Here is a 13,599-nt window from a genome sequence, read left to right as displayed (position 1 = left end):
GCAGGATTTTAGCACGTCGTCGAGCCGAGAAAAGTCCTGATTGCCGAAAAAGTATGCTCGAATCCGTCAAATCGGTGACTGCCACCAGACTGAATCCAGGCTGGGCTCTGTCGTAACTGGGCTACGGTCTGCGCAGAATCGAGCGTCTCATCGTTCATCTGAATCAACAGGAACAGCTTACGTGGATCAGGATCCCGTTCGACAATGAGCGTCCTGAGCACTTCGAGATCGGCCGGTCTGAAATCGTAGCTTTCCCCGGTGTATGGGTTGGTCTGCACACCCAGGTGATGCTCGAACAACAGGTCTGGCCTGAGCGCTGGATTGAGCAGCACTGCTGGCAAGCCGTATTTCGCACAGATCAGTCTGGCGTAGAAACCACCAAGAGAGCTGCCAACGATACCTGTGACCGGCCTGGACTCACGGGCTGCTGCGTCGATAACAGTCTGTATGACCTCAACCACTTCCAGGGGGTTGAAAGGCAAGGTCGGCGCCGTCACGATGCTGTCCTGCTCGGCCTCGAGCCACTGCTTCAGCGCCTGGGCCTTGGCCGACGCCGGGCTACTGAGAAAACCGTGCAGGTACAGCCAGTGCATGAGAGGCTCAGTAGCCCTTGCTGTTCATGTCGATGACGAAGTCGATGTGGTCAGCTCGCTCCACCTGTGTCTCGATCCTGCCGTCGGGAAACAGATCGAACCAGCGGTAGCCTGGCGCCTGCTCACCCACTGCGAAACTGCCGGACTCCGGCTTGAACTGCACACAGGTCGACGGCGAGGCCAGCATTCTGACGTTGTTACGCAGTTCGTCGATTTCCTGGTGAATGTGGCCCCAGACGATTGCCCGAACCTTGTCGCAACGATCAGTGACGGCAAAGAAATCATCGGCATTTCGAAGACCGATCTTGTCGAGCCAGCGGCTCCTTATCGTGATGGGATGGTGGTGCAGGCACACGGCAATGTGCGGTTGTACGGCATTATCCAGCTCGGACTGCAGCAACTGTAGCTCCTCCGCAGCCAGCCGACCGTAGACCTTACCAGGAACGGCCGTATTGAGAAATATGAACTTCCAGTCGCCAATCACGAAGGTCTTGCTCTGCAGCTCGGGAAAGGGCGCCACTTCAGCCATCATGTCGGCATCGTCATGATTACCGGGAATCCAGACGACCGGACAGCCGAAACGTGCAATCTGCTGGCAGAAGTCGGCATAGGCCTCGCGGCTCCGATCCTGGGTAATGTCTCCAGTCGCTATGATGAGATCAGGTGTCGATGCGTCATCGTCGACAAGGGCCAGCACGGCATCCAGGCTGTCATGGGTTTTCAGGCCAAGCAGCGTGCCATCATGGGTTTCGCACAGATGGGGGTCGCTGATCTGCACGATTCGCAGAGGTCTTGCCGCCGCGCCAGGCGACTGGCTGTCTCTGGTGGTCTGGTATGGATGGGGATCGTTCGCATCCGGCCGGGTCTCGAGCGTCATGGCAGATGAGGGCTTCCGTGAATGGGCGCAAGGGTCATGGATATCATTGCCACTGGATTATAGTCAAGGTCCCGCGTAAACAGAAACCCTGCCGATTCAGGGCTGTGCCCTGGCCCATAGTCAGCTGCACCAGGCATTCAACTGATCATCGAGCGAATTCTTTCGGTGACCGTAGCGCAGACATATGGATAGCCACTCAGCGAGAAACTTGTTCAGCTGGGACTTCTCGTCTGGCAGATGCATGTTGTCGTTTGGATAGTCATTGAAGCCGTCTATACGCAGGTGGCCCTGTGCGGAGATGACTTCGGCCATGGAGGCGTCATGATAAATTCTTACCAGCATGTGCGGATCGTTTAACCAGCGCCCGGCGGCATGCGTCTGCTCCAGCAGTATCGTATCGGTATAGCGGCTACGCTCGGTGCGGCTGAGTTTGATGACGCCGAGATAGTGACCTTCGGCGAACAGCTCGTAATGCAGCGTGTCCACCGAATCCAGTTCGGCAGGACGTAGCTTGCTCAGGCGCAGATAGTTCGCCTCGCAGGTCGCGCCGAGTTCAGCAATGTCTGGGGTATAGCGTTTCTTCAACACGTTCTCTCGGGTTGCCTGTGAGAATAAGTGTTCATGTTCCCTTGAACTGGCTCAGATTCAGTGTGAGCCATTGCAGTGCGATAATAGTCGCAGCGTTGCGGATGTGACCGTCGGCCAGCAAGGTCATGGCCTCCTTACGGGACACGACGCGGGTACGGATGTTTTCAGCCTCGCTACCCATGCCGAAAACACCTGGCTCTGGTTTTTCGTCCAGCAGTCCGCAGTAAAGATTAACAAACTCGTTACTGCCACCCGGACTGGGCAGATACTGGTGCACTGGCACCAGACGGCCTATTTTCAATCCAGCCTCTTCATTGGCTTCACGGCGGGCTGAAGCCTCTGGGTCTTCGCCCTTTTCGCAGATACCAGCAACAATTTCAAGTAGCCAGGGCGACCCGACCAGTTCAGCCGACGCGCCCGATTGCAGGCAGGCGCCGATGCGAAATTCTTCATTCAGCACCACTGAGTCGCTCTCGGCGTGGTACGGCAGCACGACAGCGACCTGATCCCGAACGAAGCACTCTCGCCGAATCACGCCGCTCCAGGCGCCCTCAACGGACCTATCGACAGTGTCGACTTCAACCGAATCCATGATCCCATCTGCAAACAGCCTGTGTCTGAGACGCAGGCTGCGGATCTTGAAGAAGCCATCGTAGCTCAGGTCGTTGTCGAGAATCTGTACATCTTCGTAATCGAAGCCGTCAGCGCTCACCTCAGACCTCTTTGTACAGTTCGCTGCCACCGTCGAGAAACTCTCTCGACTTTTCCTGCATGGCAGCTTCGAGCTCGGCCGAATCAGCCTCGTCCATGTCCGCCGCATAATCACGAACTTCCTGCGAGATCTTCATGCTGCAGAATTTCGGACCACACATCGAACAGAAATGCGCCACCTTGGCGCTGTCTTTCGGCAGCGTCTCATCGTGGAAGGCCGTGGCCGTATCAGGATCCAGCGCCAGATTGAACTGATCCTCCCAACGGAATTCAAAGCGGGCCTTGCTCAGGGCATCGTCCCGAATCTGCGCGCCAGGAAAGCCTTTGGCGAGGTCGGCCGCGTGCGCCGCAATCTTGTAGGTAATGAGACCGTCCTTGACGTCCTGCTTGTCCGGCAGCCCCAGGTGTTCCTTGGGTGTGACGTAGCAAAGCATGGCACAGCCGAACCAGCCGATCATCGCCGCACCTATGCCTGAAGTAATGTGGTCATATCCGGGCGCGATATCAGTGGTCAGTGGACCCAGCGTGTAGAATGGGGCTTCGCCGCAGACTTCGAGCTGCTTGTCCATGTTCGCCTTGATCATATGCATCGGGACGTGACCCGGGCCCTCGATCATGGTCTGGATATCATGCTTCCAGGCGATCTTTGTCAGCTCACCCAGCGTCTCGAGCTCACCGAACTGGGCAGCATCGTTGGCATCGGCAATCGAGCCAGGTCGCAGGCCATCACCAAGCGAGAACGAGATATCGTAAGCCTTCATGATCTCGCAAATCTCTTCGAAATGCGTATACAGGAAGTTCTCCTTGTGATGCGCAAGACACCATTTGGCGAGGATGCTGCCACCACGGGAGACGATGCCGGTGACCCGCTTTGCCGTCAGTGGTACATAGCGCAGCAGCACTCCAGCATGGATCGTGAAGTAATCGACGCCCTGCTCGGCCTGTTCAATCAGGGTGTCGCGGTACAGGTCCCAGGTGAGATCCTCAGCCACACCACCGACTTTCTCCAGCGCCTGATAGATCGGCACCGTACCGATCGGCACTGGGGAGTTCCGGATGACCCACTCACGAGTCTCGTGGATGTTCTTGCCGGTAGACAGATCCATGACCGTATCGCCACCCCAGCGAGTAGACCAGGTCATCTTTTCGACTTCTTCGCTGATGCTCGAGGTCACAGCCGAGTTACCGATATTGGCGTTGACCTTGGTGAGAAAATTGCGCCCGATAATCATTGGTTCGAGTTCGGGATGGTTGATGTTCGCCGGGATGATCGCCCGCCCCCTGGCGATTTCGGATCGAACGAATTCTGCAGTGATGTCTGCAGGAATGGCCGCCCCGAAAGACTGGCCCGGATGCTGTGGCGTCAGCAATCCTTTTGCACGGGCGTCCTGCAAGCGCATATTTTCACGCAGCGCGACGTACTCCATTTCGGCGGTAATGAAGCCGTTACGGGCGTAGTGCAGCTGACTCACGTTACGGCCAGGCACCGCCTTGCGGGGTAAATGCTTGTGCGGGAAACGGATGACTTCGAGCGTAGGGTCACGCCAGCGACGCTCGGTATATTCGGAGCTGAATACCGAACACGCTGCGCTATCGGCGCGATCTTCTATCCAGGCCTCCCGATGACGCGGCAGTCCTGCGGTGATGTTGATATCCGCGCTCGCGTCGGTGTAAGGTCCAGAGGTGTCGTAGACAAAAACCGGCGCGTTGTCTTCAGCCCCCCCTTTGGTATGGGTTGGGCTGAGCGAAATGGACCGGACGGGCACCCGCAGGCTGTCGCGTATCGCCGCCGACTGCTGTCTGGCGCCTGCTTCGGCACCTGTGGGCTTGTTGTCTTCCAAGGCTAGATAGCGCTTCTGACTGGCGGGGAAAGACTTTAAAGCTTCCGGATCGATGACGACGTGATCCTTGCGACTGGCTGGTTTAGCGGCAAGGCTGCCCTCTTTGATATTCATGGCTGGTAAGTCTCCCTAGGTCAATTAGCAGGTGCCAGCCCAATGTATATACTCTGACTCGAATTCGCCACGTCTTTGGCCATTTATGGGCGGCATTCAGGAACCCGGCAGCACTCGCGTCGGCAAAACTTACAGCGTATAGTACGGCCTGCAAAAGCGGGTTTCTTCAGCAGATACCCCAAGCTCGCCGTCAAGGAACAAACAATGCGTCTGAACGAGAACACTTCACTCCCCTTTGTGCGCCCACGATATCGCCAGGCCCTGGTGCTGGCTGGCGGCGGCCTGCTCATCTGCGCCCTGTCCCCACTCGCCTCAGCCATAGGCCTCAGTACGGCTTACGAAAAAGCGCTGCAGTACGACTCGGAACTTGCCGCGGCCCAGGCCGGAAGACAGATCGTATCGGAAGACGTCAATCGAAGCCGGGCAAGACTGCTGCCACAGCTTGGCGCAACTGCCGGAGCCGAATATACCGATCAGTCGGTCGACTCTGATGGCAGCGCCCAATCGACCACAGTCGTGCCTGGAGGAGATCCGGTCTTTACGCAGGGCGCCGGCCGCGGTGACGACAGCTACAAGACTTACAATGCAGGCGTTTCGGTCAGCCAGGCACTCTACGACCCCTCCGCTTTCAACGAGCTCGAGGCCGCACGCAAGACCAGTTCCCGTGCCGAGGAAGAATTTCGCCAAGCCGTTCTCACCTTGACTTTCAGCTCTGCCGAAGCCTATTTCAGCGTTCTCCGGGCTATTGATGAGCTGAGCACCTCACGTCGTGCCGAAGCAGCCTTTGAGCGACAGTGGGAACAGGCGAAGGAACGCTTCGATGTTGGCCTGATCGCCATTACCGAAGTACAGGAATCGCGTGCAATATTCGATGCCGGCAAGGTCGACCGTATCAACGCTGAAGGCCAGCTGGATATCGCGCTGGAAGATCTGGAGCGGCTGACGGGGCTTTCGGTCGAAGAAATCAATCTGCTGGCCGAAGACTACCCGATCCTGGACCCTACCAAGGTACCAGTGAGCGAATGGGAAGAGCTGGCTTACGCGAACAATCCCGAACTTCTGGCTGCGGCGCTGGCCGTACAAGCAGCTGAAGAGCTGCTGGAGGCACGCAGGGCAGATCTCTACCCCACTGTGAATGCGACCGCATCCTACGGATATTCCCAGTTTGCAGGGCAGAGTCCGATCGATACCGAAGTGACTCAGGGCACGATCGGGCTCAACCTGAACCTGCCACTCTATCTCGGCGGTGGCGCACGGGCTGGTATCAGGCAGGCAAATTATCAGTACATTCAGGCTGAAGAGATCGGCAACACCGTCAGGCGTAATGTCCGGCTGCAGGTGCGCAGCCTTTACCGTAATCTGCGCACCAATGTCGAAGCGATTCAGGCTCGGCAGCAGCAGATCATTTCCAGTGAAAGTGCGCTTGAAGCTACTCGCGCCGGTTATGACGTAGGCACCAGGAACGTGGTAGAGGTGCTGCAGGCAGAGAGTGCTTACTATCAGGCACTATCGGATTTTGCCAACGCGAGATATGACTACATCATCAATTCACTCTCGCTCCTGCGCGCGGCAGGGCGACTGGGAGAAGACGACATACGACAGCTCGACCAGTGGCTGAACCGACCGACGGACATCAGCTCTCTGTAATCGTAGCCGGTGGCGGGCGCAATCCAGGCAGGATACGCTCGCACACCCGCCCAATCGCGCCTCGATTGGCGACCACGAAAGCTCTGCCTTTCTCCCCCGCTTCCCGGGCCAGGCCAGGCGTCTGCGCGAAGCTCGACACCGTAGCCTCCAACGACAGCCTGTCGACTGTGAGCAAGGCACCGGCTCCACTCAATTGGCTACAGATATCGGCAAAGTTGAACTGACTGTCCCCCATGACCACCGCCTTGCCCAATGCGGCAGGCTCCAGCGGATTATGGCCGCCATTGTTCACCAGACTGCCGCCTACGAAGGCCAGATCGCTTCGCTCGTAGAAATACAACAGCTCACCCATACTGTCGACCAATAGCACATCAGCTGTTCGAACCAGACCCGCCTGGTCGGGGATCTGAGTGCGTCTGACGTGGCTCAGAGAACTTCGGGCCAGCAGGCCATCGACACGATCGAAACGATCCGGATGCCGGGGTACGAGTATGAGTAGAGCGCCGGGATGTTGCTGCAGCAGACGGGCATGAACGTCGATCACAAGCTGCTCTTCGCCCTCATGTGTGCTCGCTGCAATCCAGGTAAAACGCTCGGCAGCGACTTCGTTCGCCACCAGCTGGCGCAGGGTTTCATCATCGAGCGAAATCGACTGGTCAAACTTGATGCTGCCAGTCACTGACAATGCTTCTGTGCGAGCGCCCAGCGCAAGCAGGCGGTCTGCATCGGCTCCGGCCTGAGCGCAGATATGGGTGAACGCGCGAAATGCAGGCTCCGCAAGACGTTGAATACGTCGATAGCCTCTGGCGGAGCGTTCCGAGAGTCTGGCATTGATGAGATACGCAGGAATAGCCCGCGACTGACAGACGGCCAGCCAGTTTGGCCATACTTCGGTTTCCATGACCAGCAGGGCCCGGGGACGACATTCGCCGATGAATCGTTTGATGCTGCCAGGCATATCGAAGGGGGCATAGCTGTGGAACAATCTGCCTGGTCGCCCCTCAGCAGCAAGATCCGCTGCAAACAGTTTTCGAACCTGCGCTGCGCCCGTCGGCGTAGTCGTGGTGATGACTATGGCGAGCGCGGCATCCTGCGCTAGCAAGGCACGAATGAGCGCTTCGGCGGCCTGTGTTTCGCCAACGGATACGGCATGAACCCACAATACCGAATCGCCCCGAAATGCTGTTGGAAGCGAAATGAAGCCAAAGCGCTCCCGCCAGCGCGACCGATAAGCCGGTTGAACCCGGCCTCGCCACCACAGCCGCAGAAGCATGATTGGCAAGAGCAGACGGAAGAGTTGCGTGTAGGCCAGGCGCGCCCACCTGCCGTCAGACGCGCCTTCGGACCCGGCGGCGCTGTGGGGTGCGGAGTGCCGCATAAAGCCGGTCGAGCCTAGCCCCTCTCGAGCAGATTTCGCAGGTCTATAATCGCGGCGTTGGCGCGTGATATATAGGAAGCCATGGCGAGCGAGTGGTTGGCGAACACGCCGAAGCCCCCACCATTCAGAATCATTGGGCTCCAGACTGTCGCCTGCGTGGCCTCCAGTTCAACGATGATCTGGGCAAGACTCACGCGCGCATTCTTGCTGCCGAGAATGCTTTCGAAATCCTTCTCGACGGCTTTGAGGAGATGGATCAATGCGTAGGCAGTGCCTCTCGCCTGATAGAACACGTCATCGATTTCGGTGAAGCTGGTCTTGATGCGTTGACTCTCGGGTTGCTCCTCCAGGCCATCGGCACCAATACGCGCCACCAAATCCATGTCGAACTGCTCCTTGCCTACGCTCTCGCTCAAGCGTTGCGACAAACTGCCGAGACGCGTACCGACGTCCTGCAGCCAAGACTGCAGGTTATCCGCCCGCGCGTAGAACTGGGCCTGCTTGTCAGTGGGGTCAGCCAGGCGCTGCAGATAGTTTCGCATGGCCTTGATGCCGTTTTCGTATTCCGACTCGGTGGACGGCAGTATCCAGGCATCGTTATTGAAGTGGAACGCTGGTTCTGCGATAACCAGTGAGCGGTCCTCGGTTGACTGACTCTGCGAGCGACTGATCTCTCTGCGGAGCGCTCTCGTCAGATCCCGTACCTGCACCAGGACACCGAACTCCCAGTTGGACATGTTGTCCATCCAGACCCCCGGCGGCAGCACATCATTGGAAATATAGCCGCCAGGCTTGGTCAGGAGGGTATCCATAAGACGAATCATGGTGGCCGTGGTGACATAGCCTGTCACCTCTTTGTGGCCCTGGGCTTCAGCCAGCTGCGCGCTATTTTCACTGACATTGAAACTGTCCGGTTCCGAACTCCACCAGATGCCGAGGACGATCACGACGAGGAGGTAGATCAGCAGCACCGCCAGAAGTGTCTTGACGATCTTGGCACTTCCGCCGAGCGCATCTTCCATATCCTGCCCACGTTCGACCAGGAAGTTACGTGTTTTTCTGAGCATAGTTGTGTCCAGTGAAGAAGAGTCAGCAGGGGCCATGGGCCTTTGCTCTCCAAGGCTACTGCATCAGCGTGAAGATTTCATCACCTCCTGCAGCAGGTTTATAGCAAGCGCTCAAAGCGTGAGATCAAGTGTTTTTGCTTGAACTGTGCTGACAACATCGGCAAACTCGCTCGTATCTTACTCATAGCAAGAGCGCAAGCAGCAGATCCCTTCATGGCAAATGTTCTTGTACTGCAAGGCCCGAATCTCAATCTCCTCGGCTCACGCGAACCCGGCCTATACGGCTCGGTAACCCTTGACGACATCGTCAGCATGCTCGACGAACATGCGGCACAGCTCAACGAAGACAATGACGAACTTGAGCTGAGTCTCGAGCACTTTCAGAGCAACTCCGAGGCTGAACTCATTGAGCGCATTCATAACGCTGCAAATGATGGGATAGTCTTCGCCCTGTTCAATCCGGCAGCGTTTACGCACACGAGCGTTGCACTTCGTGATGCCTTGCTCGGTGCGGCCTTGCCATTCATCGAAATTCACATCTCTAACGTCCATGCCCGTGAGCCCTTCCGCAGGCATTCATACTTCTCGGACATCGCCAGCGGCGTCATCAGTGGACTCGGAGCACAGGGTTATATTCTCGCACTGGACGCTGCTTATCACTGGCTCGGCAGGCGACAGGGCGAAAACCAGGATGAGAGTGATAGCCAGTGAGCCTACTGCACCGTTGCCGCATTCTCGCCGACCGGGCACTTCATTTTTTCAGGTAACAAACACTATGGATATCCGGAAAGTCAAAAAGATTATCGAGCTCATCGAGCAGTCAGATATTTCAGAAATTGAAATCAAGGAAGGTGAAGAGTCGGTCCGCATCATTCGCGGTTATGGCAGACAGCCAGTGGCTACCTATGCGCCAGCCCCAGCACCCGCGTACGCCGACCACGGCGCACCACAGCAGGCGGAGGCCGCGGCCCCGGTCAAGGCTGAAGACTTGGTCACTTCACCCATGGTGGGCACCTTCTATCGCGCCTCATCGCCTACCGCCAAGCCTTTTGTCGAGGTTGGCCAGGAGATCAAGGTGGGTGACATCATCTGCATCGTCGAAGCCATGAAAATGATGAATCAGATCGAGGCCGACAAGGCCGGCACCATCACCGCCATCCACGTCGAAAATGGCGAGCCGGTCGAGTTCGACCAGCCCCTGTTTTCGATCGGCTAGAAGGGACGCTGACTTGAGTCGCTCAGGAAAAATCAAAAAAGTGCTTATCGCGAACCGCGGTGAAATTGCACTTCGAATACTTCGGGCCTGCAAGGAACTCGGCATTCAGACCGTAGCGGTCCATTCGCAGGTTGACCGCGACCTGATGCACGTCCGGCTCGCCGACGAATCCGTTTGTATCGGCCCCAACTCGGCAGCGCTCAGCTACCTCAATATCCCGGCCATCATCAGTGCGGCCGAAGTCACTGACACCGTCGCCATCCATCCCGGCTACGGCTTTCTGGCAGAAAATGCAGACTTCGCTGAACAGGTCGAAAAGAGTGGCTTCATCTTCATTGGGCCCACGGCTGACACCATCCGACTGATGGGCAACAAGGTCTCTGCGAAGCAGGCAATGAAGGCAGCCGGCGTACCCACAGTGCCCGGTTCAGAAGGCGCCATCACTGATGACGCCAAACTGACGCTCGAGACCGCCCGCGAGATTGGGTATCCGGTCCTGATCAAGGCCGCTTCGGGCGGGGGTGGACGCGGCATGCAGGTGGTCTATTCCGAAGCTGCGCTACTGAATGCTGTTCAGGTGACACAATCCGAAGCGAACGCAGCCTTCGGCGATCCGACTGTGTACCTGGAAAAATTCCTGGATTCACCGCGACATATCGAAGTTCAGGTGCTGGCGGATGGCCAGGGCAATGCCGTGCATCTATGGGATAGGGACTGCTCGCTGCAACGCAGACATCAGAAGGTGCTGGAAGAAGCGCCTGCGATCAATGTCGACCAGGAAGCCAGGGCTGCAGTGCTGGCCGCCTGTGTGAAAGCCTGCAAGGACATCAACTATCGTGGCGCAGGCACCTTTGAATTCCTCTACCAGAACGGTGAATACTTCTTCATTGAAATGAATACCCGTGTCCAGGTCGAGCATCCGGTGACGGAGATGATCACGGGCATCGATATCGTGAAGGCGCAACTATCCATTGCCAGCGGCGAGCCTCTGAACATCCGTCAGGAAGACATCATCGCCAGGGGCCACGCAGTCGAGTGTCGGGTGAATGCCGAGGACCCGGTGCGCTTCGTGCCCAGCCCTGGCGAAATTCGATACTACCACGCCCCCGGGGGCAACGGTGTCCGGGTCGACTCGCATATATACAGCGGCTATAGAGTGCCGCCCTACTACGACTCTCTGATCGGCAAGATCATCTGCTGGGGCAGCACCCGCGAGAACGCGCTCAACCGCAGCCGAAACGCTCTCGATGAAATGGTGATCGAAGGCATTCAGACCAACTTGCCGCTGCATCGTCGGCTGGTCAGCGATAGCGGTGTCCGCAGCATGGACATCAATATTCACTATCTTGAAAAGCTGCTGAAAGCCTAGGATTTCCATGCCTGAAAACGCTCTGAACCCGGCAAAATGGCTGCAAGTGAGCCTGGACTGCACCCCAGCTGATGTCGATCCGCTCGAAGAGGCCTTACTCGAGGCGGGCGCAGTATCGGTCACATTGGGCGACGCAGCTGACCAGCCATTACTGGAACCCGGCCCGGGCGAGACCCCACTCTGGGAGGCACTCACAGTCACCGCACTTTTCGATCTCGCCGATAGCGGCGCCATGGCCGAAGCTGTGATCGCCGCTGTTCGAGAGACTGTCGGTCGACTCGGTGAGCCCGCTGAAAGGCTGCTGGCCACGTTGAAAGCCGAAGAACTGGAAGATGAGGTGTGGGAACGGTCGTGGATGAGCCATTTCAAGGCCATGCCTTTCGGTCAGCGACTCTGGGTTGTGCCCTCTTGGGACAAGGAGACGCGGGAAGACGCTGTCGAACTGCGACTGGATCCCGGTCTCGCCTTTGGCACTGGAACCCACCCCACCACCGCCATGTGCCTGACCTTCCTGGATACTTTTTTCAGTGCCGAAGACTACAGCAGCTTCCGCGAGAGCCCGCCTACCGTCATCGATTTTGGTTGCGGCTCCGGCATATTGGGTATTGCGGCACTCCTGTTAGGGGCCGAATCGGCGCTAGCCGTCGACATTGACCCTCAGGCACTCACCGCAACTCGTGAAAATGCGCGGCTGAACGAGGTGGATGACCGGCTGAACTGTGTCGATATTCCCGAGCTGAAAGGTCGGGAGGCGGATCTCGTCGTCGCTAACATTCTGGCCGGCCCGCTCATCGAGCTGGCTAGCCAACTGTCAGCCCTCGTGCGTCCGGGCGGCCATCTGGTGCTGTCTGGCGTTCTGGCTGATCAATCGCAGGCTGTCCGGCAGGCCTACCTCGACCATGGTATTGAATTGCAGTGTGACATGCTGGAAGATTGGTGCTGCCTGCATGGACGCAGAGTATGATTCTTTAGCCATCTCCGCCATTGTCATAGGGACTCTCATTTGCTCACCCAGTGCCCCCATTGCGACGCCACTTTCAAGGTCACCGAAAAGCAGCTTGAACTGGCTGCTGGCAAGGTCCGTTGTGGCGCCTGCATGCAGGTGTTTCAGGCCGATGACAACCTCGTCGAGGTACAGGATGCCGCACAGGTGCCGCATGAGGATCCAGAGGTATTTGCCGATGGCGACGATGATGAACTCATCCAGGATGGCGTCGATGATTTCGAGCACGGCTATGGCAAGCGCCGCTCGCCGTTAAAACCCGTCGGCACCGATGACTATTCCGATGCCTTTGTCGACGACACATTCGACTACGCCCATGCCGACGAGCCCGACTATGCAGACGATAGTGCCGCTGACGAAGCCTGGGCAGAGGATCTGCTGAAAGAAAGCGTCTCCAGCGAGAAAAGCCGGGAGAATACTGAGACCAGAGTACCTGCAGCTGCCGCGCCAACAGAACAGTTTGCGAATTATGGCGCTGACAGCCACTTCGGCCAGAGCAACAATTTCGATCAACTGCGGGCGGATCGCCCCGATCACCGCCCCGGGAGAACCACTGCAGGCGTCGATTATCGAACAATGTGGTTGTCGGTTGGCGGCGTTGCACTGGCTACGATTCTCGCGCTGCTGTTGCTTGCCCAGCTGGCCTGGCTCCATTTCGACAAGCTTGCCCAGCGTTTCCCGGAACTGATTCCGATTTACCAGACCTTCTGTGATCACGCCGGCTGCGAACTGCCCTCCATTTACCAGCTCGATGATATCCATAGTCAGGATCTGGTGGTTCGCGCCCATCCTGTCGAAAGAAATGCGCTGGTCGTCGACAGCATCATTGTCAACAAGGCCGACATTCCCCAGCCCTACCCGGATATACAGCTCGAATTTTCGGACGCCAACGACAGAATTATCGCCCGACGCCGATTCACCCCAGGCGAGTACTTCCCGAATCTCGATCCGGAGGATGCGTTCATGACGCCCGAAGCGCCGCTGAAGATCGTGCTCGAGATACATGATCCGGGTCCAGCGGCGGTCAATTATCGTCTTGATTTTCAACCTTCTGCCGCTTACGAGCGCCTGAGCCAACCGAAATCCTGAGCGCTTTAGGCGTCCTGAAGGCCTGTCAAGCTGCTATGTCTCAGATTTGATGAATAAATGTCCTATTCTGCTCTTTAACAGAACTGGAGACATGAGTATCATAGCC

At 57.4% G+C, this 13,599-nt stretch carries 13 protein-coding genes; 6 read left to right on the top strand and 7 right to left on the bottom strand.

Translation table 11 applies throughout. The annotated features are described in order from the left end of the window. Window positions 1–8: 8 nt before the first annotated feature. The 5 genes from ABD735_RS12680 to thiC form a co-directional block, all read right to left on the bottom strand. Window positions 9–593 (bottom strand): YqiA/YcfP family alpha/beta fold hydrolase, encoded by a 585-nt coding sequence (locus ABD735_RS12680; RefSeq protein ID WP_344806961.1) that lies wholly within the window; start codon window positions 591–593, stop codon window positions 9–11. 7 nt (window positions 594–600) lie between these two features. Then, window positions 601–1,470 carry a 3',5'-cyclic-AMP phosphodiesterase gene (gene cpdA, locus ABD735_RS12675; RefSeq protein ID WP_344806959.1) on the bottom strand — a complete coding sequence of 290 codons (870 nt, stop codon included), beginning with the start codon at window positions 1,468–1,470 and terminating at the stop codon, window positions 601–603. Between the two features lie 120 nt (window positions 1,471–1,590). Beyond that, window positions 1,591–2,058, bottom strand: coding sequence for a DUF1249 domain-containing protein (locus ABD735_RS12670; RefSeq protein WP_344806957.1), 468 nt, complete (start codon window positions 2,056–2,058; stop codon window positions 1,591–1,593). A 31-nt stretch (window positions 2,059–2,089) separates the two neighbouring features. Then, on the bottom strand, window positions 2,090–2,770 hold the full coding sequence (locus ABD735_RS12665) for an NUDIX domain-containing protein (protein WP_344806955.1): 681 nt from the start codon (window positions 2,768–2,770) through the stop codon (window positions 2,090–2,092). A 1-nt stretch (window position 2,771) separates the two neighbouring features. Then, window positions 2,772–4,724, bottom strand: a complete 1,953-nt coding sequence (gene thiC / locus ABD735_RS12660) for a phosphomethylpyrimidine synthase ThiC (RefSeq protein ID WP_344806953.1) — start codon at window positions 4,722–4,724, stop codon at window positions 2,772–2,774. 204 nt (window positions 4,725–4,928) lie between these two features. Here thiC and ABD735_RS12655 point away from each other — a divergent pair, with 204 nt between their 5' ends. Further along, window positions 4,929–6,371, top strand: coding sequence for a TolC family outer membrane protein (locus ABD735_RS12655; protein ID WP_344806951.1), 1,443 nt, complete (start codon window positions 4,929–4,931; stop codon window positions 6,369–6,371). On the opposite strand, the gene waaA is transcribed toward ABD735_RS12655, so the two are convergent. Both waaA and ABD735_RS12645 read right to left on the bottom strand, forming a co-directional pair. Beyond that, the gene (gene waaA / locus ABD735_RS12650) at window positions 6,358–7,749 is read right to left on the bottom strand and encodes a lipid IV(A) 3-deoxy-D-manno-octulosonic acid transferase (RefSeq protein WP_344806949.1); all 1,392 of its coding nucleotides are present in this window, start codon (window positions 7,747–7,749) and stop codon (window positions 6,358–6,360) included. The two genes, ABD735_RS12655 and waaA, sit on opposite strands and share 14 nt — an antisense overlap. A 14-nt stretch (window positions 7,750–7,763) precedes the next feature. After that, window positions 7,764–8,816 carry a DUF2333 family protein gene (locus ABD735_RS12645; protein ID WP_344806947.1) on the bottom strand — a complete coding sequence of 351 codons (1,053 nt, stop codon included), beginning with the start codon at window positions 8,814–8,816 and terminating at the stop codon, window positions 7,764–7,766. A 213-nt stretch (window positions 8,817–9,029) separates the two neighbouring features. Here ABD735_RS12645 and aroQ point away from each other — a divergent pair, with 213 nt between their 5' ends. The 5 genes from aroQ to ABD735_RS12620 all read left to right on the top strand — a co-directional run bounded on the left by aroQ (window position 9,030) and on the right by ABD735_RS12620 (window position 13,493). Beyond that, window positions 9,030–9,527, top strand: coding sequence for a type II 3-dehydroquinate dehydratase (gene aroQ / locus ABD735_RS12640; protein ID WP_344806945.1), 498 nt, complete (start codon window positions 9,030–9,032; stop codon window positions 9,525–9,527). Between the two features lie 64 nt (window positions 9,528–9,591). Next, window positions 9,592–10,032 carry an acetyl-CoA carboxylase biotin carboxyl carrier protein gene (gene accB, locus ABD735_RS12635; RefSeq protein WP_344806943.1) on the top strand — a complete coding sequence of 147 codons (441 nt, stop codon included), beginning with the start codon at window positions 9,592–9,594 and terminating at the stop codon, window positions 10,030–10,032. Window positions 10,033–10,063: 31 nt separating this feature from the next. After that, window positions 10,064–11,401, top strand: coding sequence for an acetyl-CoA carboxylase biotin carboxylase subunit (gene accC, locus ABD735_RS12630; protein ID WP_344807395.1), 1,338 nt, complete (start codon window positions 10,064–10,066; stop codon window positions 11,399–11,401). Window positions 11,402–11,408: 7 nt separating this feature from the next. Then, window positions 11,409–12,365 carry a 50S ribosomal protein L11 methyltransferase gene (gene prmA, locus ABD735_RS12625; RefSeq protein WP_344806941.1) on the top strand — a complete coding sequence of 319 codons (957 nt, stop codon included), beginning with the start codon at window positions 11,409–11,411 and terminating at the stop codon, window positions 12,363–12,365. A gap of 39 nt (window positions 12,366–12,404) precedes the next feature. Beyond that, complete coding sequence (locus ABD735_RS12620) at window positions 12,405–13,493, top strand: DUF3426 domain-containing protein (protein WP_344806939.1); 1,089 nt, start codon at window positions 12,405–12,407, stop codon at window positions 13,491–13,493. Window positions 13,494–13,599 lie beyond the last annotated feature (106 nt).

This window comes from Allohahella marinimesophila, assembly GCF_039538005.1.
GTDB classification, from domain to species: domain Bacteria; phylum Pseudomonadota; class Gammaproteobacteria; order Pseudomonadales; family Oleiphilaceae; genus Allohahella; species Allohahella marinimesophila.
This window is presented reverse-complemented; position numbering and strand designations above follow the sequence as displayed.